The organism is Mesorhizobium sp. WSM4904, from assembly GCF_029674545.1.
In the GTDB taxonomy this organism is placed as follows: domain Bacteria; phylum Pseudomonadota; class Alphaproteobacteria; order Rhizobiales; family Rhizobiaceae; genus Mesorhizobium.
Window position 1 is genome coordinate 5,761,758 of sequence record NZ_CP121354.1, and the last position, 20,063, is coordinate 5,781,820.

The 20,063-nt window shown below is 62.9% G+C and carries 22 protein-coding genes; 12 read left to right on the forward strand and 10 right to left on the reverse strand.

Annotation, left to right across the window (positions count from 1 at the left end):
• The first annotated feature begins 28 nt into the window (after positions 1 to 28).
• Genes arcD through arcC form a run of 4 tightly spaced genes read left to right on the forward strand, consistent with a single transcriptional unit; the run spans position 29 to position 4,642 of the window.
• Entirely contained in the window at positions 29 to 1,495 is a 1,467-nt protein-coding gene (arcD, locus tag QAZ47_RS28000) for an arginine-ornithine antiporter (protein WP_278231521.1), read from the forward strand.
• An 11-nt stretch (positions 1,496 to 1,506) separates the two neighbouring features.
• Positions 1,507 to 2,721 (forward strand): arginine deiminase, encoded by a 1,215-nt coding sequence (locus QAZ47_RS28005; protein WP_278231522.1) that lies wholly within the window; start codon positions 1,507 to 1,509, stop codon positions 2,719 to 2,721.
• A 12-nt stretch (positions 2,722 to 2,733) separates the two neighbouring features.
• Positions 2,734 to 3,735 carry an ornithine carbamoyltransferase gene (gene argF, locus QAZ47_RS28010; protein ID WP_278204121.1) on the forward strand — a complete coding sequence of 334 codons (1,002 nt, stop codon included), beginning with the start codon at positions 2,734 to 2,736 and terminating at the stop codon, positions 3,733 to 3,735.
• A 1-nt stretch (position 3,736) separates the two neighbouring features.
• Positions 3,737 to 4,642, forward strand: coding sequence for a carbamate kinase (gene arcC, locus QAZ47_RS28015; RefSeq protein WP_278231523.1), 906 nt, complete (start codon positions 3,737 to 3,739; stop codon positions 4,640 to 4,642).
• Positions 4,643 to 4,812: 170 nt separating this feature from the next.
• On the opposite strand, the gene QAZ47_RS28020 is transcribed toward arcC, so the two are convergent.
• On the reverse strand, positions 4,813 to 5,175 hold the full coding sequence (locus QAZ47_RS28020) for an SHOCT domain-containing protein (protein WP_278231524.1): 363 nt from the start codon (positions 5,173 to 5,175) through the stop codon (positions 4,813 to 4,815).
• A 193-nt stretch (positions 5,176 to 5,368) separates the two neighbouring features.
• Here QAZ47_RS28020 and QAZ47_RS28025 point away from each other — a divergent pair, with 193 nt between their 5' ends.
• Entirely contained in the window at positions 5,369 to 6,619 is a 1,251-nt protein-coding gene (locus QAZ47_RS28025) for an MFS transporter (protein ID WP_278231525.1), read from the forward strand.
• Positions 6,620 to 6,659: 40 nt separating this feature from the next.
• Here the strand turns inward: QAZ47_RS28025 and QAZ47_RS28030 are convergent, their stop codons facing one another.
• Both QAZ47_RS28030 and QAZ47_RS28035 read right to left on the reverse strand, forming a co-directional pair.
• On the reverse strand, positions 6,660 to 7,622 hold the full coding sequence (locus QAZ47_RS28030; RefSeq protein WP_278231526.1) for an alpha/beta hydrolase: 963 nt from the start codon (positions 7,620 to 7,622) through the stop codon (positions 6,660 to 6,662).
• 79 nt (positions 7,623 to 7,701) lie between these two features.
• Complete coding sequence (locus QAZ47_RS28035) at positions 7,702 to 8,265, reverse strand: hydrolase (RefSeq protein ID WP_278231527.1); 564 nt, start codon at positions 8,263 to 8,265, stop codon at positions 7,702 to 7,704.
• Between the two features lie 103 nt (positions 8,266 to 8,368).
• On the opposite strand from QAZ47_RS28035, the gene groL reads away from it, so the two are divergent.
• Positions 8,369 to 9,991 carry a chaperonin GroEL gene (gene groL, locus QAZ47_RS28040; RefSeq protein ID WP_278231528.1) on the forward strand — a complete coding sequence of 541 codons (1,623 nt, stop codon included), beginning with the start codon at positions 8,369 to 8,371 and terminating at the stop codon, positions 9,989 to 9,991.
• 26 nt (positions 9,992 to 10,017) lie between these two features.
• Here groL and QAZ47_RS28045 read toward each other — a convergent pair whose 3' ends face one another.
• The 6 genes from QAZ47_RS28045 to QAZ47_RS28070 form a co-directional block, all read right to left on the reverse strand.
• Positions 10,018 to 10,854, reverse strand: a complete 837-nt coding sequence (locus QAZ47_RS28045) for a universal stress protein (RefSeq protein WP_278231529.1) — start codon at positions 10,852 to 10,854, stop codon at positions 10,018 to 10,020.
• A gap of 53 nt (positions 10,855 to 10,907) precedes the next feature.
• Positions 10,908 to 11,735, reverse strand: coding sequence for a universal stress protein (locus QAZ47_RS28050; RefSeq protein ID WP_278231530.1), 828 nt, complete (start codon positions 11,733 to 11,735; stop codon positions 10,908 to 10,910).
• Between the two features lie 73 nt (positions 11,736 to 11,808).
• A complete protein-coding gene (locus QAZ47_RS28055) occupies positions 11,809 to 12,234 on the reverse strand; it encodes a DUF3775 domain-containing protein (RefSeq protein WP_278231531.1) in 426 nt (141 codons plus the stop codon).
• Positions 12,235 to 12,321: 87 nt separating this feature from the next.
• The gene (locus tag QAZ47_RS28060; protein WP_278233896.1) at positions 12,322 to 12,648 is read right to left on the reverse strand and encodes a cytochrome c; all 327 of its coding nucleotides are present in this window, start codon (positions 12,646 to 12,648) and stop codon (positions 12,322 to 12,324) included.
• A gap of 63 nt (positions 12,649 to 12,711) precedes the next feature.
• The gene (locus tag QAZ47_RS28065; protein WP_278231532.1) at positions 12,712 to 14,478 is read right to left on the reverse strand and encodes an alpha/beta fold hydrolase; all 1,767 of its coding nucleotides are present in this window, start codon (positions 14,476 to 14,478) and stop codon (positions 12,712 to 12,714) included.
• A gap of 118 nt (positions 14,479 to 14,596) precedes the next feature.
• Positions 14,597 to 14,980 carry a phasin family protein gene (locus QAZ47_RS28070; RefSeq protein WP_278231533.1) on the reverse strand — a complete coding sequence of 128 codons (384 nt, stop codon included), beginning with the start codon at positions 14,978 to 14,980 and terminating at the stop codon, positions 14,597 to 14,599.
• Positions 14,981 to 15,380: 400 nt separating this feature from the next.
• On the opposite strand from QAZ47_RS28070, the gene QAZ47_RS28075 reads away from it, so the two are divergent.
• The 4 genes from QAZ47_RS28075 (at position 15,381) to QAZ47_RS28090 (ending at position 18,168) form a co-directional block, all read left to right on the forward strand.
• On the forward strand, positions 15,381 to 15,914 hold the full coding sequence (locus QAZ47_RS28075; RefSeq protein ID WP_278231534.1) for a flavin reductase family protein: 534 nt from the start codon (positions 15,381 to 15,383) through the stop codon (positions 15,912 to 15,914).
• A gap of 97 nt (positions 15,915 to 16,011) precedes the next feature.
• Entirely contained in the window at positions 16,012 to 16,839 is an 828-nt protein-coding gene (locus QAZ47_RS28080; protein ID WP_278231535.1) for a universal stress protein, read from the forward strand.
• A 388-nt stretch (positions 16,840 to 17,227) separates the two neighbouring features.
• Positions 17,228 to 17,443: a hypothetical protein gene (locus QAZ47_RS28085; RefSeq protein WP_278073224.1), complete on the forward strand. Its 216-nt coding sequence runs from the start codon at positions 17,228 to 17,230 to the stop codon at positions 17,441 to 17,443.
• Positions 17,444 to 17,547: 104 nt separating this feature from the next.
• Positions 17,548 to 18,168, forward strand: a complete 621-nt coding sequence (locus QAZ47_RS28090) for a hypothetical protein (RefSeq protein ID WP_278231536.1) — start codon at positions 17,548 to 17,550, stop codon at positions 18,166 to 18,168.
• A 45-nt stretch (positions 18,169 to 18,213) separates the two neighbouring features.
• Here QAZ47_RS28090 and QAZ47_RS28095 read toward each other — a convergent pair whose 3' ends face one another.
• Positions 18,214 to 18,420, reverse strand: coding sequence for a hypothetical protein (locus QAZ47_RS28095; protein WP_278231537.1), 207 nt, complete (start codon positions 18,418 to 18,420; stop codon positions 18,214 to 18,216).
• Here QAZ47_RS28095 and QAZ47_RS28100 point away from each other — a divergent pair.
• Both QAZ47_RS28100 and QAZ47_RS28105 read left to right on the forward strand, forming a co-directional pair.
• On the forward strand, positions 18,410 to 19,036 hold the full coding sequence (locus QAZ47_RS28100) for a cation-transporting P-type ATPase (protein WP_278231538.1): 627 nt from the start codon (positions 18,410 to 18,412) through the stop codon (positions 19,034 to 19,036). The two genes, QAZ47_RS28095 and QAZ47_RS28100, sit on opposite strands and share 11 nt — an antisense overlap.
• Positions 19,033 to 20,055: an ABC transporter ATP-binding protein gene (locus QAZ47_RS28105; RefSeq protein ID WP_278231539.1), complete on the forward strand. Its 1,023-nt coding sequence runs from the start codon at positions 19,033 to 19,035 to the stop codon at positions 20,053 to 20,055. The genes QAZ47_RS28100 and QAZ47_RS28105 overlap by 4 nt, the downstream gene beginning before the upstream one ends.
• The last annotated feature ends 8 nt before the right edge of the window (positions 20,056 to 20,063 follow it).

The following is a 20,063-nucleotide window of genomic DNA, read 5'->3' on the forward strand; positions in this document are numbered from 1 at the left end:
CCCACTGTTTGCAATTCGGGAGCGCATCATGTCCACGACGGAAATCAATGTCCCAATCCGGGAAGCCGCGGCCACGGCATCGACGAAGCTACGACTGGGATCTCTGACAGCCCTCGTCATCGGCTCGATGGTGGGTTCGGGCGTGTTCAGCCTGCCGCAGAACATGGCGGCCGGCGCTGGCCCTCTGGCCATCCTGATCGGCTGGGCGATCACCGCCGTCGGCATGCTCGCGCTGGTGTTCGTCTACCAGTCGCTGGCGGTACGTCGACCCGAACTCGACGCAGGTCCGTACGCCTATGCCAAGGCAGGCTTCGGTCCCTTCGTCGGGTTCAACAGCGCCTGGGGCTACTGGATCAGCGCGTGGGTCGGCAACGTCTCCTACGCCGTGATCGTCTTCAGCGCCTTGTCCTATTTCTTCCCTGCCTTCGGTGACGGGAATACATGGCAGGCGGTGCTCGGCGCGTCGATCCTGTTGTGGATCATCCACTTCCTCATTCTTGCAGGCATTCGCCAGGCTGCGATCGTCAACACCATCGTGACCGTGGCCAAGATTGCGCCAGTCGTCCTTTTCGTCGGGATCGTCGCCGTCGCCTTCAAGCTCAATGTCTGGACACTCGACTTCACCGGGCTCGGCAACGCCTCGCTCGGCACCATCGCCGCCCAGGTCAAGAGCACCATGCTGGTAACGCTATGGGTCTTCATCGGCATCGAAGGCGCCAGTGTCTTCTCCGCTCGGGCGGAACGCCGCAAGGACATCGCGACCGCGACCGTGCTCGGCTTCTTCACCTGCCTCGCGCTCTATGCGCTGGTCTCGCTCCTTTCGCTCGGCATCCTCAGCCAACCTGAACTTGCCGCCCTGAAGAACCCGTCGATGGCGGGCTTGCTGGAGGCGGTCGTCGGGCCCTGGGGCGCCGTGCTCATCAATCTCGCGCTCGTGGTCTCGGTCGTCGGCGCCTTCTTGAGTTGGACGCTGCTCGCCGCGGAAGTTCCCCATGTCGCAGGCAAGGACGGGACGATGCCGAAGTTCTTCGGCCGGGAAAGCGAACGCGGCGTTCCCTCGACGTCGCTGCTGATCACCAACCTGCTCGTCCAAGCCTTCCTGGTGATCACGCTCTTTGCGCAGAGCACCTACCAGGCGCTCTTCTACATCGCCTCGGCCGCCATCCTCGTGCCCTACATCTTCTCCGGAGCTTTCGCCGCCAAGCTGGCTTGGACCGGGGAAAGCTATGAGAGCGGCGAGCGGCGCACCGGAGCTCTCTTTGCCGGCGTGCTGGCGACGATCTACGGGCTGTGGCTGGTCTACGCAGCCGGGCCCGCGTATCTCTTCATGTGCGCGATCCTCTATGCACCGGGCATCATCTTCTATGTCTGGGCCCGTCGCGAAGGCAATCAGCGCATCTTCCATCCGGTGGAGGCCGTCATGGCAGTCGCGCTCGTCGCCGTAGCTCTCCTTGCCGTCTACGAGATGTGGACCGGCGCCGTCAGCGCGCTTTGAGAGGTGATCCCATGGCAAATCTGGGGGTCCACTCGGAAGTCGGTCGCCTGCGCGAGGTGATGGTGCACAGGCCGGATCTCAGCCTGCGCAGGCTGACGCCGGAGAACTGCAAGGCGCTGCTGTTCGACGACGTGCTGTGGGTCAAGCGAGCGCGCCAGGAACACGACATTTTCGTCGATGCCTTGCGCGAACGCGGCGTGGTGGTTCATTCGTTCGGCGAGCTCCTTGCCGAGACCATGGCCATCGGCAAGGCGCGCGACTGGCTTCTCGATCGCCGCGTGCATGCCGGCTTCGTCGGCCTGGACATGGTCGACGAGATGCGGGGATGGCTGAACGAGATGCCGGCCGATCAGCTGGCGAGCTGTCTCGTCGGCGGCATTGCCCGCGCCGAGCTGCCGTTCGAACCCAAGGGACTGACCGGGAGAACGCTCGCGCCGCAAGACTTCGTGCTGCCGCCGCTGCCGAACCAGCTCTTCACCCGCGACAGTTCCTGCTGGATTTATCGCTCGGTCTCAGTCAACGCCATGCATTGGCCCGCCAGGCGGCCCGAAGCGGCCAATGTCGAGGCTGTCTATCGCTTCCATCCGCGGTTTCGCGACGGCGGCATCCCGTTCGTATCGCCCGCAGGGGGATCGGGCGTCAGCCTGGAGGGCGGAGACGTCATGCCGGTCGGCGGCGGCATCGTGCTCGTAGGCATGGGCGAACGCACCACGCCGCAGGCGGTGGGTGACCTTGCCCGCAGCCTGTTTGCCGCCGGAGAGGCCACGCGCGTCATCGCGGCGCTGATGCCGCGCGACCGTTCCTTCATGCATCTCGACACCGTCTTCACCTTCTGCGACCGGGACCTCGCCACCATGTATCCGCCCGTGGTCGAACGGCTGCGCAGCTTCTCGATCCGGCCTGGAGACGGCGATGCGGCGGTCGAGGTCAGGGAAGAAAATGCCCCCTTCACCACGGTCGTCGCGGAGGCGCTTGGGCTGAAATCACTGCGGATCATCGCCACCGGCGGCGACCGCTACGAGGCCGAGCGCGAGCAATGGGACGACGGCAACAACGTCGTCGCGGTCGAGCCGGGCGTCGTCATCGGCTACGACCGCAACGTCTACACCAACACGCTTCTGCGCCGCGCGGGAATCGAGGTGATCACCGTCGAGGGCGCCGAGCTCAGCCGCGGCCGCGGCGGTGGCCACTGCATGACCTGCCCCATCGCACGCGACCCGCTCTGAAAGGACCCCAGAATGTCGATCAACCTGCATGGCCGCTCGGTGCTTTCGCTGGACGATCTTTCGGCCGAGGAGATCCGCTTTCTCCTGAAGCTGGCCGCCGACCTCAAGGCCGCCAAGCAGGCCGGGCACGAGACGCCGCGTCTCGTCCGCAAAAACATCGCGCTGATCTTCGAAAAGGACTCCACCCGCACGCGGACGGGGTTCGAGGTCGCCGCCTACGATCAGGGTGCCCACGTCACCTATTTCGGCCCCACCGGCAGTCATATCGGGCACAAGGAGTCCATGAAGGATACCGCGCGCGTGCTCGGCCGGATGTATGACGCAATCGAGTATCGCGGCTTTGCGCAGCATCAGGCCGAGTTGCTTGCCGCGCATGCCGGCGTGCCTGTGTACAACGGCCTGACGGACGAGGCGCATCCGACGCAGATCCTCGCCGATTTCATGACCATGCGCGAGTTCACGCACAAGCATCTTTCGGACATGACCGTCGCTTTCGTCGGCGAGGGTCGGGACAATGTCGCCCAGTCCCTGGCGGTAGGCGCCGCCAAGGTCGGCATCGACATACGCATTGCTTCACCGAGGGAGCTTTGGCCGGACGAGGAATTCTGCGCCCATGTCAGAAACCTGGCGGAACGCAGCGGCGGCCGCTTCAGACTGGACGAGGACGTCAAGAGCTGCGTCGAAGGTGCCGACTTCATATACACGGATGTCTGGCTCTCGATGGGCGAGGACAAGTCCGGCTGGCCTGAGCGCATTCGTCAGCTGACTCCCTATCGGGTGACGAGCGAAGTGATGTCGGCCAGCGGCAATCCGCACGTGAAATTCATGCATTGCCTGCCGGCATTCCACGACACCGAGACCGAAGTCGGCGCCCACGTCGCGCGCGAATATGGGATCGACTGCATGGAGGTTTCCGACGAGGTGTTCGAGTCCGGCGCGTCGGTCGTCTTCGACCAGGCGGAAAACCGCATGCACACGATCAAGGCGCTGCTCGTCGCCACGATCGGCAACTGACATGCTGATCGTCGCCGCGCTCGGCGGGAACGCGCTGCTGCGGCGCGGTGAGCCGATGACCGCCGAGAACCAACGCAGCAACGTCAAGCGCGCCGCGTCCGTTCTGGCGGCGCTCATCGGCGAAGGCCATTCGCTCGTCATCACGCACGGCAACGGCCCGCAGGTCGGCCTGCTCGCGCTCCAATCGGCCGCCGCTTCGAAGGAAGGGGCGTTCCCGCTCGATGTTCTCGGCGCCGAGAGCGCCGGCATGATCGGTTACATGATCGAACAGGAGCTCGCCAACCTCGCCAGCCAGAGGCTGTTCGCGACGCTGCTGACGCAGGTGAAAGTCGACCCGCAGGATCCGGCCTTTGCGCATCCGACGAAACCGATTGGCCCCGTCTATGACGAGGCGACCGCGCGACGGCTCGCAAGCGAGCGTGGCTGGGCAGTTGCGCCCGACGGCGACAAATGGCGCCGCGTCGTGCCCTCGCCGCGACCTGTCGAGATCCTGGAAGTGTCCGTGATCTCCTATCTGGTCGAGCACGACGTCGTCGTCATCTGCACGGGCGGCGGCGGTGTCCCCGTCATCGCTCGCGATGACGGCAGCATGATCGGCGTCGAAGCCGTCATCGACAAGGATCTGGCGAGCTCTCTCCTGGCGCGTCAGTTGAAGGCCGACATGCTGCTCATGCTGACCGATGTCGATGCGGTCTATGTCGACTACGGCACGCCGGACGCTCGCGCGCTTCGCAAAGTCGGGGCAACGGAATTGTCCGGGCGCGATTTCCCGGCCGGCTCGATGGGACCCAAGATCAGCGCCGCGATCGAATTCGCCCAAGCCACCGGCAAGCCGTCGGCGATCGGGAGGCTCCAGGACGCAGTGGAGATCGTCAAAGGCCAGCGAGGCACTCGGTTCGAAGCCTAAAGCGATTCCAGGAAAGGCGTGCGCGGCTTTCCGCCCGGAATTGTGTAAAAACAAAGAGATAGAGCGGTTCATCGTTTCCGTGAAATGGTGAAACGCTCTAGCCTCGTTTCGGGCACTTATCCGACGCGCGCCTTCAAGAGGCGATCGATTGCCTTGGGCGCTGGCGCCGGCTATTCGCCGAGCACACGGCGCCTTTCTTCGAACTCTTCCTTGTCGATCTCGCCGCGCGCAAATCGCTCCCGAAGAATGTCGAGCGGTGCGCGGCCGGCGACCGAGTGGTGCGGTGACACTGGCCCCGACCACGGTCCACCCAGTCCGCGGACGAGAAGGATCGCGGCAACCACCAATATCGCGAGGAAGAGGATCATGAACAGCGGGCCGAAAATCATGGCATACCAACCTCCGCCCCACATCATGTGAGGTCCCCAATCGTACCTTCCGATGTCGGACGGCGCCTGCGCCCATGCCGCACCGGGGACAAGGGTCATAGCAGCGCTCGCTGCCGCGACGGACTTCATCAAAGCCTTCTGCATTGGCTTGCTCCATCTTGAATGGGCAGCATTCTAGGCCGTCGATCGGGTTCCACTTTGCGCGAGATCAACCGCGTTCGCGGCGTGCTCGCATAGCGGAGCAACGGCCTTCCCATTGCGCGGTCGATCTCGATGGACAGCGCCACCGCCGGTTCGCTACGCTGAGCATGATCGGGTACCGACAGGGCGAAGGGGCATGGAACAGTTCAAGGAAACCACCTCCGTCCGCCTGAGGACCATTCCCGCGGGGATTTGGGCGCTGGGCTTGGTCTCGCTGCTGATGGACGTCTCGTCGGAGATGATTCACGCCTTGCTGCCGATCTATCTGGTCACCGTCATGGGAGCATCGATGGTGACGGTCGGCACCATCGAGGGCATTGCCGAAGCGACGGCCGCCATCACCAAGGTCTTTTCGGGCGCGCTGTCGGATTGGCTGGGAAAACGCAAGCTGCTGGCGGTCATCGGTTACGGCCTCGCCGCCCTCACCAAACCGGTATTCCCGCTGGCTTCGTCGGTCGGCTGGCTTGTGGCGGCCCGCTTTGTCGACCGTGTCGGCAAGGGCATTCGCGGCGCTCCGCGCGATGCCCTGGTCGCCGACATCGCCCCCGCCCATGCGCGCGGCGCCAGTTTCGGACTTCGCCAGGCGCTCGACACGGTCGGCGCGTTTGTCGGACCGCTGCTCGCGATCGGCCTCATGTGGCTGGCCGCCAATCAGTTCCGGACCGTGTTCTGGGCCGCGGTCGTTCCCGGCCTCCTGGCGGTCGCGCTGCTGGTCGCAGCCGTCCATGAGCCGGCCCGGCCCGCCGGCCTGCGTGAAGTGCGTGCTCCCTTGAGCTTGGCCGAGCTGAGGCGGCTGGGGTCGCCCTTCTGGCTGGTCGTCTGCGTCGCCACCGTGTTCACATTGGCGAGGTTCAGCGAGGCATTCCTCATTCTGCGCGCACAGGCCATGGATTTGCCGATCGTGCTCGCTCCGCTGGTGCTCGTGGTCATGAACGTGGTCTACTCGCTTGCAGCCTACCCGGCCGGCGTGCTCTCGGATCGGGTCAATCGCCTGACGATGCTCATTCTCGGCTTCCTGATCCTGATCGCCGCGGACATCGTGCTGGCGTTTCCCGGAAACCTGGCCGGCGTTGCGCTCGGCGTGGCTCTCTGGGGCCTGCATCTGGGGTTCACGCAAGGGCTTCTGGCAACGCTCGTCGCCGATACCGCCCCGGCGGAACTGAGAGGCACCGCCTTCGGAATGTTCAATCTGTCGGGCGGCCTCGCGCTGCTGGCCGCCAGCCTGCTGGCCGGCATGCTCTGGGATCTTTTCGGACCGCGCATGACCTTCCTGGCGGGCGCCGGCTTCACGGCGCTGGCGCTCCTTGGCCTAGGCCTGGTCCGTTGGCGAATGCCGACCCTTGGACGTAACGGGAAGGCCGAGGAACGCGCGGCGTCCGGCTCCTGACGCCAAAACTGAGCGGCGTGTCGCCGTCCGAACTATCGGATCACGGGATCACGCCCGCTCCCTCTAGGAACGCGCGGACTGCTTTGCGAACCTCCTGCTCCCGTCCGACCAAAAGATGTCCGCCAGTGTCGTAGACGACCAGTTTGGCATCGGGGATCCTGGCGGCTGCGAATTCGGCTGACGGCAGCGTGTTGAACAGGTCGTCACGCGCGGAGACGACTATTGTCGGTGCGGTGATTTCTGCCAACGGCAGCTCATGCAGCTCAGGGGCGCTGTCGATATTGATTCCGGGGAAGCGCAGCGACAGGGGTTCGACGCTCCTGACGAAGCTCATGACGCGGGCTCTCTCGGCCTCGGGCGCGGCCGCCACCAGCGCCGGTCGAACGCCGAGAAAGCGAATGAGTATCGACGGTGCGATGGTCTCGGCGGCCCACCAGGCGAAATTGCCGCCGGCACTGACGGCCCAGAATGCGAACCTGTTGCCGAAGCTCACATTGACCGCGACGGGACTGGTGGGTGAGTAAAGGGCCGGGACGATCAGAATGAGAGCGGCGACCTTGTCAGGGTGCCGCAGTGCCAGCTCGACCGCTGAACGGGCGCCGGCCGAAACACCGACGACCACCACTTTGGGAACGTTCAGCTTGGAAAGCAACGCCGCATGCGCGTCGCCCTGCGCGGCTGGAGAGGGGTCTCGCGGCACGGGTGTGCGCAGATAGCCGAAGCGCGACGGCGCGATGACCCGAAAGCCCTCACCCACGAGATCGGCAGCGAGAGCAAGGCCTTGGTCAAAGCCGCCGCCGGCGCCGTGGATCGACAGCAGCGGAATGCCCGCACCGCTGTCGGCGTATTCGATCGGGCCGATGTCGAGGGTGGCGACCAGACTGCCTCGGCCGACGGCGTCGCGCAACCGACCAAGCTCGTTCCCGTAAAGCAAGAAGGTCACACCGGCCGCGGCCGCCAGGGCGATGAGCGTGACCAGCAGGAAACCGCCAATTCGACCCATCGCGAAAGCTCCTGCAAGGGACGAGCGAAAACTGACCCGCGTCTCCCGGACGCGACGGCAACGCGACGACGTGCGGGTGCTAAGCTACGGCCGTGACGCCAACGACATAGTTCTTTCCATAGGCCTTGGCGCATTTCGGGCACGTCGTATAGAAGAAATAAACGTCGCCCGGCTCCGATTCTCGATTGCGCGCGATCTGCCGCATCTCCTCGTGCCACTGCCTTGCCTGACTGTAGGGACCCTCGAACACTTTCGTCAGAAAGTCGCCGCTCAGCGTCGTCATTTCTTCCCCGGGAACCGACTTCGCAACCGAAAACAGATGCTCGCTGCTCCAGGGCGAAATATCCCGGCTGAGCACGATGAATTGATCCGTGTCCGAGGCTCCCGCGTCGTCGATATGCTTGCTGACGCGCGAGAACACGTTGCCCATGTTCAGCGGGATATGCATGACGCCGCGGGTGGTCGCTCTCAGAAATCGCTTGTCCTTGAAATGCAGTTCTTGCCCGTCCCAGCCTTCAGGATTGAACCTGGGGCAGCAGCCGGTGGTGTTTACGCTGGAATCGTATCGAGGCGTTTCATTCGTCTGCATGTTCGTTTCCCGGATCGGATCGGCACCATCCAACGGATGACGCGCCACCGTCATTGATCCTCGTCAACAAGGAACGGAAACGCATTTGATGCGCATCAAGGCCGATCGAAGGAATGGCTGTTAGCGGGAAAGAGCTGGCAGACTTCGGGAGATGGTCATGGCTCACAAACAGGTGTTGTTCCGCTCAGCGGCACGCGAAAAGATTCTTCGCGGCGCCACCCAACTTGCCGACGCTGTGCGGGTGACGCTCGGTCCGCGCTCGAAGTCGGTGCTGATCGAGAAGAAATGGGGCGCGCCTATCGTCTGCAACGACGGCGTGACGATCGCCAAGGAGTTCGACCTGAAGGACGCGGAGGAAAATCTCGGCGCGCGGATGCTGAGGCAGGCGGCCGAGAAGACCGGCGACATGGTCGGCGACGGAACCAGCACGTCGACTATCCTCGCCCATGCGATGTTCGCCGATGGCGTTCGCAACGTCGTCGCGGGCGCGAGCGCTATCGACATCAAGCGCGGTCTCGACCGTGCGACAAAGCGTGCGATCGAGACGCTCAAGCAGATATCGCGGCCGGTCTCGACCAGGCGCGAGAAGGAACAGGTGGCGACGATTTCCGCGCACAATGATCCGCTCATCGGCGAACTGATCGGCGAGGCGATGGAGAAAGTCGGTGGTGAAGGCGTCATCACTGTAGAGGAATCGAAGACCACCGAGACGGTGCTCGACGTGGTCGAAGGCATGCAATTCGACCGCGGCTTCCTGTCCCCCTACTTCGTCACCGACACCGACAAGATGGAAGCAGTGCTGGAAGACGCACTCGTGCTCATCGTCGAAAAGAAAATCTCCTCGCTCAACGACCTCATCAAGCTGCTCGAGGCCGTGGCGAAATCAGGTTCGCCTTTGCTTGTGATCGCGGAGGACGTCGAGGGCGAGGCACTGGCCACGCTGATCGTCAATCAGATTCGCGGTACGTTCAAGAATTGCGCCGTGAAGGCGCCGGGCTTCGGCGACCGCCGCAAGGCCATGCTGCAGGACATCGCCATCCTGACCGGCGGGCAGGTCATTTCAGAGGACATCGGCCTCAAGCTCGAGAACGTCACGATGGCTCAGCTGGGGCGCGCGAAGCGTGTGGTCGTCGACAAGGACAACACCACGATCATCGGCGGCAGCGGCGACCAGAAGACCATCAAAGGGCGCGTCGAGCAAATTCGGCGAGAGATCAGCGATACGACCAGCGACTATGATCGCGAGAAGCTTCAGGAGCGACTTGCCAAGCTTGCCGGCGGCGTGGCCGTGATCAAGGTTGGCGCGCCGACCGAGGCCGAGATGAAGTCGAAGAAGGAGGCTCTCGACGATGCAATCAGCGCCACCAAGGCGGCTGTCGCCGAGGGTATAGTACCTGGCGGCGGACTGGCTTTGCTGCGCTGCATCGGTGCGGTCACGGAGGAAGAGGCGCGTTGCGAAGGCGACGAGCGAACCGGTGTCCAGATCCTCAAGCGCGCGCTCGAAATGCCTGTGCGCCAGATCGCCGAGAATTCGGCAGTCGACGGCGGCGTCGTCGTCGCCAGGATGACCGAAGGCAAGGGAAATTTCGGCTTCGACGCCGGCCGCAAGGAATATGTCGACCTGGTCGAGGCCGGCATCATCGACCCGACGAAGGTCGTGCGGATCGCGCTGGAGAATGCGGTCTCAGTCGCCAGCGTGCTGCTCCTGACGGAAGCGACCATGACCGAGATTGCGGAGCCGGCGAAGGAGCGCGCGCTCGAACCGGAAATGTCGATGTAAGGCCCCGACACTCCGGGACTACACACTTAGTGCGACATCAACACCGGCAAGCGCAAATCCGACAGAATGCCTTCCGTCGCCCCGCCGAGCACAAAGTCTCTCAGGCGAGAATGGCCCCATCCGCCCATGACGAGCAGACTGCCGCCGATCTTCAGGGCATGTTCCTGGAGGGCAATCCCGATTTCAGCCTTGCCGGTTTGGATAGACACTGCTTTCGCCCGAAAGCCGCGCGCCCCAAGCCCCTGTGCAAGCCGTTCACCGATATCCTGGCTCGGCAGCGTCTTCTCATCCGTCACGGTAACGATCGATATCGCCGACGCCCGCTCAAGGAACGGCCTGGCGTCGGCGACCGCACGAGCGGCTACGCGGCTGCCATCCCAGGCTATCACGACATGGCCAAGCACCCCGATGTCCTTCGCATCCGGAAGGATCAAAGCCGGCCGGCCGGAGCTGAACACGATCGCCTCGGCCGTCATCCGAGCCGCGTCATTGTCCGGCGACCAGTCTACCATGCAAAGATCGAAGTAGCGTGCTTCAGCGGCGGCGGCCTCTCCCATCAGCGCCGGCTGTGCTTTCAACTGCTGCCTGGTCAAGGTCACGTTGCATCGCGAAGCCTCGGCCGCCGCCGCCTCCAGCAATGCCTTGCCGCGATTCCGGCTGGCAGCCTCGATCTCTCGGATCTTGGCCGGGAGGTCGAGCAGAAAGCCGGACAACGCGTTCGAAACATCCGGAATGTCGACGTTGATGACTGCCGCATCCAGCGTGGCGTCGAGCTGCCTGGCGACCGCCACCGCGTTGGACGCTGCCTTGGGTCCGGGCGGGTCCGGATAAGTCGGTAAGAACAAAGACGCCAAGAGCTGCATTGGCCTCGTCTCCTTCCATGATATACCGGCGGGCACATCGGTGCCATTGCCGTTCAGTTCGACAGCAGCCTGTGGAATGAGCCAGATCTGAGCAGGGACCGCGTTGCGCCTCCGAATGCCCATTCCCGGAACCGGCTATGGCCATAGCCACCGGCCACGATGAGATCAGCTCCGATTTGATCGGCCGCAGCGATAATGGAGTCGCCGGCCGATGATCCGTCGCTTTCCAGAAACTCGGAGCGGGCCTGTACACCGTGCTTCATCAGGAAGCGCACCACATCGGCCGTGCCATCTCGCGCGACGAGCGCCCCCTCCTCCGCAGCGCTGAAAACCGTCACCTCCTTTGCATTGCGCAGGAAAGGCATCGCATCGACCAATGCCCGCCGCGATTCGCGGCAATCCTTCCAGGCGACCATCACCTTGTCACCCTTAAGGAGGCTGAGATCGTCGGCGGCAAACAGAACCGGCCTGCCCGTGGAGACAATCAATGCGCCCGGATCGATCGTCCTTTGGAAGTCGCCCGCGGCGGCGGCAGGCGGCGCGCCGGTGATCACCAGATCGGCCGCTCGCGCATGCAGGGCGACGGCGCGCGTGGGATCGTCGAGTTCGGCACGCCATGATGCGCGCTCGTTGTTGCCGACGACGGCGAGGAACTCCTCCTTGAGCTTCTTGATACGCTCCTCGAGTTCAAGGGTCCGACGACGCAAAACCTCCGCCACCTCCGGCGAGGACTCGCTCGGCGACACCAGCGTGGAGGGCTCGCCCGCCGTCATGGCGATAAGATCGGCCTCGAATTTCCTCGCTATCTCCTGCGCGAAAACGAGACGTGGCGTCGCCGGTGCATCGATGTCGAGCTGGACCAGTATTGTCGTATAGATCATGTCCGGACTCCATGACAGGCCGGTAGATCAGCACGGCCGAAATCGTCTTGCTTTGATGCGCATCAAGTTCGGCTCAGCCGGAGCAAGACAGGCCGAGGGCATCCAGCCCGGCCTCAAGGTGATCGCCCAGGAGCGGATTGCCGCACAGATAGCGGGCCGTGCGTTTGTTGTGAGCGTAGGCGGCCTGCTGGCGGACCTCTTCCCAATCAGTCGCCTGCCCATCATCCCTGCCGAGCCACGTCAATGCCACGAGGTCGACCTGCTCGTCGATGGAAAGCTCCGAGATCAGCGAGCCAAGCTCTTCACGCACAGGATCGTCATCATGGTCCTGAAGCACCGCAACCTCGTTGTCGTCCGTGGGATTGGATCCCGTGTCAGGCTCGGTAACGGCAACCTTGACGTCGAACTCATGTGCCTTGGCGATTATGAAGCAGACTTTCCGGACGGGAATTGCCAACTCGGGCGTCTCGGCGTCCTCACTTCCGATCCCGCGTTTCATCCGACATCTCCTTTTCGTCTTAAGCGCTTTCTCTTCCACCGATCGCGGGTCGCCCAAGCCCTGGAATGCCGGTCTGAATGGCCCCGATCATCGATCGAGGCTGCCGATATAGGCGATGATCGCCTCGATCTGATCAGGGCTGGCCACGAACTCGGGCATGTCCGGGTGACCAGTGGAAATTCCCTCCGCCAGGGCTTCCTGCAGGTCTTCGATCGGATAGCGCAGGTGCAATGAACGAAAAGGCGGAGCATCAGGGTGGGTGCTCGCGCCGGCCGGGCCAATTGCATGGCAGCGCGCGCAGTTCGTTTCGACCAGCCTCTTGCCATAGGCAATCTGCGAACTATCGCCCGCCCAGGCAGGCAATGCGAAGGCGATTGCCAGCGGCAGGATCTCGAACGCTGTTCGACGTTTCATGGCATACCAATACGCGACGAATGGACGCCGCGCCTTGACCTGGCTCAAACTGTCGAAAAAGCTCTATCGCTCAAGGACATACGTACCGGGTGCCGCGCAAATCGCCTTCAAGCCAGCTGCGGCGTCGAACCGGTCGGCCGCGACCTCACGGCTGGAGTAGCGCGTCAACCATTCGACCCAGGCCGGCCACCAGGAGCCATGTGTCACGGTCGCGTTCTTCGCCCATTCATCCGCGTCCGGACGGATATCCGCGTGGCGGCAACTGAGCCGCCGGTAGGAGCGACCGGGGTGGCCAGGCTCGGAAACGATGCCCGCATTGTGCCCACTGCTGGTCAGGACGAAGTCGATGTCGGTGTCGAGGAGATAAGTCAGCTTGAATACCGAGCGCCACGGCGCGACGTGATCCGTCTCGGTACCGACCGCGAACACCGGCGATCCAATGTCTTCCAGATGAACAGGTCTGCCGCCGACGCGAAAGCGCCCCTCGACAAGATCGTTGTCCAGGTAAAGCTGCCGCAAATATTGCGACTGCATGCGGAACGGCATCCGGGTCGAGTCGGCATTCCAGGCCATCAGGTCGGTCATCGGAGCGCGCTCGCCGAGCAGATATTCGCGCACGATGCGTGACCAGATAAGGTCCTGCGAGCGAAGCATCTGGAAAGCGCCAGCCATGCGGCGCTGATCGAGGGTGCCCTCGACCCACATCATGTCCTCGAGCAGGGCGATCTGGCTTTCGTCTATGAAGAGGCCGAGTTCGCCTGGTTCTTCGAAATCGACCTGCGCCGCGAAAAGCGACAGGCTGGCGAACCGATGATCGCCATCGCGCGCCATTGCCGACGCGGCAATCGACAGCAGCGTCCCGCCAAGGCAGTAGCCCGCCCCGTGGATCCGGCTGCTCCCGGTCGCCTTCCCGACTGCATCCATGGCCGCCATCACGCCGAGACGCCGGTAGTCGTCCAATGAGAGTCCGCTCTGATCGGTGCCCGGATTGCGCCAGGATATGCAGAAGACGGTGAAGCCGCTCTGGACGAGATAGCGAACCAGCGAATTGCGCGGCGAAAGATCGAGAATATAGTATTTCATGATCCAGGCCGGGACGATGAGGATCGGCTCCTCCTTCACCGCGCCCGTCATGGGAGCAAAGCGAATGAGCTCGATCAGCTCATTGCGGAAGACGACCTCACCGGGCGTGACGGCGACCTCCATGCCGGGCCGAAAGCTCTCCGCGCCGGTCGGCGGCCTACCGTCGATCAGGCGAAGCAGGTCGTCGACCAGGTTATTGGCACCGCTGACGAAATTGGTGCCGTTTTCCCGAACGGTCCTGTCGATGATCTCGGGATTGAGCGCGGGGAAGTTCGAGGGTGAAACCGTGTCCAGGATTTGCCGGCTGTAGAACTCGACCAACCGCTCATGCTTCCTGGTGACGCCGGGGAGACCGGTGGTCGCATTGTGCCACCATTGCTGGGAAAGCAGGAAGGCTTGCTGCATGGCGTTGAAGGGGAAGGCCTGCCACGACTGGTGCTGGAACCTCCTGTCTTGCGGCAGGGGCATGATCGTCGGCGCGGCGGCTCCCATTCCGAGCCCGCAGCGGAAAAGAAAGTCACTCAGCCGCGCAACCTTTTCGACCGCTTTGGCGCAGACCTCCCCTTGCTTGCCTGGTGATGCGGACATGTGCAGCAGCCAGTCTTGCCAGGCTTGCAGGAGGCTGATCGGCGAAATGCCTGCGGTGAAGGCCGCCAGCAAGGCATGCGAGAGCCGATCGACATCGCGATAGATGCTCCCGGCTTCATCGTCCGGCAGTGGCAGCGCGGGGTCGCCGACCGCGGTCACGGCCTCATCATGCCCGGATTTCCGCAGCGTCCGCCGCTTCTCCGCCTTGGCGTGAGCGTTCAAGACGAAGGACCGATCAGCGGTCGGGCTCCGCTTGCTCTTCCCTGATCGCAACATCTCAGGTCGCAAGGGTTGCCGCCGCCATGTCGTCGACGGTCGTTTCCGCCTCCTTCCGAACTCGCCCGGCTGTTTCCGAGGCAAACTTGGCGCCGATGGAAGCGAACTTGCCGACCTCGTTCGCATAGTCGGAAGTGGCGTTCTGGACAAAGTTCGCGAACACGTCGAAGGCATCGACGAATTCGTCGCCGCCGGTCAGTTTATCGAGGAGTTTCAGGTCATCCTCGAACCGCCGCTTGAGGAAGGATGCGCCTTCGATCTGGCAGCGCAGGAGGGCACGGACAGAATGCGCCTGCAGAGCGGCGGTGGCTCGCATGAATTTCTGTCCGGTTTTGGCGAAGGGGAGCAACTCCGGCGCGCGAAATTCTTCTGCATTCCAGATCATGACGTTTTTCCTTTCGCTCTTGGATTCAATGTCTTGTTTTCGGCTGGCGAAGACCGCGAGCGGCGTTCGAAGCGATAGCCGAACGACGGGCGCCCGCCTCTCTTGGACGAAGGCGGCTCGAAATAGATCGCGGCTCCGGCGAGAAAGGCGAAGCAGAGCACGGCGCCCCAAAGGAGAACGTCTTCCGCTGACACTATGAGCCCCTTGTTGGTCCTGTTCGAAAATCGCAGGACCGGTTCAAACCGGCATTGATCGTGATCAATCGGAAATCACTTGCCATGCCGCTTCGAGCGCCGCCCCGCCCCGCTTCGCAGCTTTTGACCGTGATCAAGGCGAAGAAGGGCATTGGCGGCGACAAGTCGACCAGAACAAGTGTTGCGGATGCGCAGCGAGGAACGGAATGAAGGAACTGTCGCTTGCCGACGTATATCGGCTCATCGAACCCGGTCCGGTCGTTCTGCTGACGACCAGGTCCAGGCAGGGCCGCGCGAATGTGATGACCATGTCCTGGCACATGATGATGGAGTTTACGCCACCGACGCTCGCCTGCGTCGTGTCGAGCGACGACTTCTCGTTCGCCGCGTTGCGGGAAACGAAGGAATGCGTGATCGCGATCCCCGCTGTCGAGCTCGCGGAGAAGGTCGTCAAGGTCGGCAACTGCTCCGGTCGCGACACGGACAAATTCGCGACGACCTGGCTGACGCCTCTACGAGCCGAGCAGGTGTCGGCGCCGCTGGTGGCCGAATGCTTCGCCAATCTCGAATGCCGCGTCGTCGATACGCGCTTGATCAACAGATACAATCTGTTCGTCCTGGAGGTTGTCAAAGCCTGGATCGATCCGGGGCGGCCGAAGCCGAGGACAATCCATCACATCGGCAACGGCGCCTTCATCGTGGATGGCGAAGTGATCCATTTCGAATCCCGCATGCCTTGACGGCTTGGGGGCACTTTTTTGATCGGCATCAAGGTAAGGTCCTGCTCATAAGCTAGCTTCCGGCGCGTCGAAGACATTCAGATCGAAAGCGCGTCCGATGAGCTACAAATCCATTCTCCTGAACTTGGGCACAGATGGGTCGATCGAACCGCTGACGCGGGTAGCCATCGACCTTGCCAAACGTTTTGACGCACGCCTGATCGGCTTCTGCGCCGCCGACGCTCCATTGCCGGTGACGATGGCGCCCGAGGGCGCGGCCGTTGCGGCGGAGATTTGGGAGCAGTCGAGGGATGAAATCCGGCAACGGCTGAAGGATCGGCGCAGCGAGTTCGACAGTCTGGTCGCCGGAGCGGTCAAGACCGATTGGCGCGGCGCGATCGAGAACCCCGATCGTGCCCTCGCCAGGAATTCACGCCTCGCCGACCTGATCGTCACCAGCGCCCCGCAGGGCGCATCCACGGGCGACTCCTACCGCATGGCCGATCCTGGCAGCCTGGTGTTGCGCGCCGGCAGACCGGTGCTGGTCGCGGCCGATGGAGCCGCGGCTCTGCCGACAGGCAAGGTCGTAATCGCCTGGAAGGACACGCGCGAAGCGAGGCGCGCAGTGGCAGACGCCGTGCCGCTGATGGCCATGGCCAACGAGATCACCATCGTGGCGGTCGATCACAATCCGGACGATTGGATCAGGGACGGCGTCAAGGACGCGGCGAGCTTCCTGGCGGGCCACGGCATCATGGCGCGGACCGAAATCATCAAGACGGACGATGACGAGGCCAGCCGCCTCATCGATTTCCTCGCCTCGGTCAACGCCGAATTGGTCGTGTCGGGCGCCTACGGACACAGCCGTGTGAGGGAATGGGTGTTCGGCGGCGTTACCCGTTCGCTGCTCGACGAGGTCTGGCTCAACCGGCTGATGTCGAGCTGATGCCGGTTGATCGAGGCGCCGGCACCTTGGCTCGAGGATGACGGGAGACAGACGCGTGTCCCCTCATCAGCCGATGGTGATCCGGTCTTCGGCGATCTTCAACTCTGCTGCCGACCAGCTGCGCGCTCGGCGGCTCTGGGTCCTGACCAGGCATGCACCTGGCCTTCGAGCCCACCGCGCCGTTGTCGAGGACATTGATCTCTCGTGAGGCGCGAGGAGATCGCTCACCGGGTCGCATGGGCCGCGGTGAAGCGCCGTTACCGCAAGCAGGGGGGCGTGTGGGTGCCATTGTGAGGGACTGCGCCCGACGTTTTTGATCGAAATCAAACCTCTTGCCGGAATTCTCGGTCATATGTTTTCGAATCAGGCGCTTAGGTAATTCCGATCAATGATCAACACCATTGCGAGGCTCGTCGATGCGTGCAACGCCGAAAGGAAGAAGGGATCGGACTTTCCAACGATCTGGAGGGAGGTCCTGAAGACGCATCCGTGCGTGCGCGGACTGCCGATTCAAGACAGCGGCGAGGACGGCCCTGTCCTGAAGATTCCTCTGATCACCGGCCAGTTTCTCGTGTTCCTGGGCTCGCATTTCTCTCTCTTGTAGCTCAGCGCCGAGGCGACCCTTCGGTTGTCGGACTTGATGCCGGTCAAGGTCATTGCGTTCGCAAGCTGTCTTGATGCCGTGAGCAACCAACGGGAGACGCTGCGATGGTCGGCATTACCTTGAGCCCCGAACAGATCCGAACCGCCCCGCCGGAAGTCCGGCAATGGCTGGAACATGAGATCGCGCATTCACTGGGGCTTGGTCCCGCGGCGGAACCAGGTCCGCCGGAGGCGCCGCATCTTGCCGCCTGCAGCCCGCAGGAAGCCATGGCAATCTACGCTTCGATCCGCAGCATGCTGCCTGTCGTCGGCGTCTTCTTCGAACTGGGCCGCGAGGGAACGAGCATCGCCGAGCGAGGCCTGGAGGCTTTCCGGCTTTCCGACATGCTGCGTAACACGCGTCTCCCAAACGCTCGGCAATTGGCCGCCTGCCTGGACGTGATCGACCGAGCCTTCCGCCTGGCACGCAATGACGATCATGCCGTGCTTTCGATCCTCGACCCCAGAGGCTACTGCATCGTTGCCGAGGCGACCCAGCAGAGCGTCCTCGCTGTATGGACGCAGGAAATGGCTGCACAGCAATTCCCGGATCATGCCATGCCCGCAGACGAGGAGGTTTCGCCGGCGGAGCCCTTTTCGACCTCCGGCGCGCTGCCGCCCCAGTCCATTCACCTTGGCCAGTCCTTCACGGAACCGTCTGGGCTGCCGGACGGCCAACGAAACTAGGCACGTTACCGTTTCGCAGGCGCGACACAGCTGGGAGCATGAAATTCAACCCAGCTGCGCGACGCCATGAATAGTTGAATTGGGCCGGTCGGCGGTCAGCCGGCCGTCGACCAGATCGATGATGCGAACGCATTGTGCGGCAAGTCGTGACTGTGGGAACAGGACCGTGTTCCTCTGAGCTCTCCAGCCACCTGTCGTGCAGCCCGCCTGCTCCCGCTCGGATCGTGAATTCTCCCCCTTGATGTCGATCAAGGGGGCTCTCGGCCTTCTTCGCTATCAAACCGCGATGATCGAGAACTCGGCCTTCCCAACGCGGCGCGGCTTGTGTGAGCCCCGCAGGTCGCGACCGGTTATCGAGGTGCTGCAGGAATGCCGCTCTCGGCCTACCGGGCTGACTTCGACCGAGGCGCGCGACGGACTTTCACGCCACGGGCCAAACACGTTCGCCGATCATCGGCGAGGACAAGCGCTGGCGGTCCTGTTGCGGCAGTATCGCAATCCGCTGGTTCTGATCCTGATTGTCGTGGCGATCGTTTCCGGTGCTGTTGGTGAAGGCCGCGAGACCGTCGTCATCAAAGCAATCATCCTAGCGGGCTGCGGTCTCGGCTTCAGTCAGGTATACAGCGCGTCTCGCGCGCTCGACGCGATGAAGCGCATCACGATCGCCTATGCCTTGGTCTCGCAATGGTCGAAGAGGCTCTTCTTCGAGCACGATGGGCACCACCCGGGACCATGCCGGAGCGCGAGGCATCGCCGAGCGACAGTTCCCAGCCTGATTGAGGATTCCCGTTCAGCTGGTCACCGACAGGGTGCGTTGCCCTTATCGGCTGAACCGGAAATGGAGGCGACGGAGGCGCACCCAAGGTGAGCGGAATTTTCGCGACAATTGCGCGGCGTGTCACTCCGTTCGAGCCGACGGCCAATGTGATGCGCCCTGGCGAGAAGTTTCCAAGTTTTGTCCGGCGCGCCAGCGGCATGCATCAGGTCTATGTCAGCGCGATCGCAATTACGGTTGCCTTGGCCAACTTTATCCCCATCGACCTGCAGAGACGCGTCGTCGATGTGGCGGTAGCCGACAAGAACGTACGGGCGCTCCTGATGCTCGCCGGTCTGTATCTTGCGGCTATACTCCTGCATGCGGGGCTGAAATACGCGCTAATCGTCTATCAGGGCTGGGTCGGAGAGAGCGTGGTGAAGACGGCCCGCGACCAACTCGCGCTGGTCGCCACGCAAAGGTCCGCGCGCGAGCACGCAAGGAGTGGTCAGACCGCCAGCATCATCGGCAACGAGATCGACTATGTTGGCGGGTTTGTCGGCACCAGCGTCTCTGAATGCGTAGTCAACGTCACGGTGATGATCTCCGTCGTATCTTACATGATCTACATGCAGCCGGTAATCGCTCTGGTCAGCGGCGTGTCACTCATGCCGCAGATCCTGCTTGCGCTTTACATGCAGAAGGACTTGAACACACTCGTGGAACGGCAGGTCGCACTGGTCCGCAAGCTAGGCAACCAAGCAGTCAATTCCTTCGGCAGCCACTCGACGAAGCGCCGAACAGCCTTTCGCACCATACGCATGATCTTCAGCAACCGCATTGAATTCTATTTGTTGAAACTCGGGCTGAAGACGCTGCTGAATATAGCCAACGCGGTGGGGTCGCTAATGGTCCTGATCGTTGGCGGCTATCTTGTGATCCGCGGGCAGACAACGATCGGCGCGGTCGTCGCCTTCATTTCGGGCTTCCAACGCTTGTCGGAACCCACGGGAGAACTTCTCGACTTCTATCGCACGTATTCGGAAGCGAAGGTGCAATTCCGGATGATCGTCCAGTGGATCGACGGCGATCATCCCGCGCAAACCGGACATTCCGCGCACTGCGAGAATTGATGGATGAC

Bases quoted from the DNA above. Each gene is read 5' to 3' on its own strand.
- QAZ47_RS28030 (WP_278231526.1), bottom strand. From the start codon at position 7,622: ATGGGTCGAATTGGCGGTTTCCTGCTGGTCACGCTCATCGCCCTGGCG.
- QAZ47_RS28025 (WP_278231525.1), top strand. From the start codon at position 5,369: ATGGAACAGTTCAAGGAAACCACCTCCGTCCGCCTGAGGACCATTCCC.
- argF (WP_278204121.1), top strand. From the start codon at position 2,734: ATGTCGATCAACCTGCATGGCCGCTCGGTGCTTTCGCTGGACGATCTT.
- QAZ47_RS28045 (WP_278231529.1), bottom strand. From the start codon at position 10,854: ATGCAGCTCTTGGCGTCTTTGTTCTTACCGACTTATCCGGACCCGCCC.
- QAZ47_RS28055 (WP_278231531.1), bottom strand. From the start codon at position 12,234: ATGAAACGCGGGATCGGAAGTGAGGACGCCGAGACGCCCGAGTTGGCA.
- arcC (WP_278231523.1), top strand. From the start codon at position 3,737: ATGCTGATCGTCGCCGCGCTCGGCGGGAACGCGCTGCTGCGGCGCGGT.
- QAZ47_RS28100 (WP_278231538.1), top strand. From the start codon at position 18,410: ATGTCGATCAAGGGGGCTCTCGGCCTTCTTCGCTATCAAACCGCGATG.
- QAZ47_RS28070 (WP_278231533.1), bottom strand. From the start codon at position 14,980: ATGATCTGGAATGCAGAAGAATTTCGCGCGCCGGAGTTGCTCCCCTTC.
- QAZ47_RS28060 (WP_278233896.1), bottom strand. From the start codon at position 12,648: ATGAAACGTCGAACAGCGTTCGAGATCCTGCCGCTGGCAATCGCCTTC.
- QAZ47_RS28075 (WP_278231534.1), top strand. From the start codon at position 15,381: ATGAAGGAACTGTCGCTTGCCGACGTATATCGGCTCATCGAACCCGGT.
- arcD (WP_278231521.1), top strand. From the start codon at position 29: ATGTCCACGACGGAAATCAATGTCCCAATCCGGGAAGCCGCGGCCACG.
- groL (WP_278231528.1), top strand. From the start codon at position 8,369: ATGGCTCACAAACAGGTGTTGTTCCGCTCAGCGGCACGCGAAAAGATT.
- QAZ47_RS28080 (WP_278231535.1), top strand. From the start codon at position 16,012: ATGAGCTACAAATCCATTCTCCTGAACTTGGGCACAGATGGGTCGATC.
- QAZ47_RS28050 (WP_278231530.1), bottom strand. From the start codon at position 11,735: ATGATCTATACGACAATACTGGTCCAGCTCGACATCGATGCACCGGCG.
- QAZ47_RS28035 (WP_278231527.1), bottom strand. From the start codon at position 8,265: ATGACGGTGGCGCGTCATCCGTTGGATGGTGCCGATCCGATCCGGGAA.
- QAZ47_RS28090 (WP_278231536.1), top strand. From the start codon at position 17,548: ATGGTCGGCATTACCTTGAGCCCCGAACAGATCCGAACCGCCCCGCCG.
- QAZ47_RS28020 (WP_278231524.1), bottom strand. From the start codon at position 5,175: ATGCAGAAGGCTTTGATGAAGTCCGTCGCGGCAGCGAGCGCTGCTATG.
- QAZ47_RS28005 (WP_278231522.1), top strand. From the start codon at position 1,507: ATGGCAAATCTGGGGGTCCACTCGGAAGTCGGTCGCCTGCGCGAGGTG.
- QAZ47_RS28085 (WP_278073224.1), top strand. From the start codon at position 17,228: ATGATCAACACCATTGCGAGGCTCGTCGATGCGTGCAACGCCGAAAGG.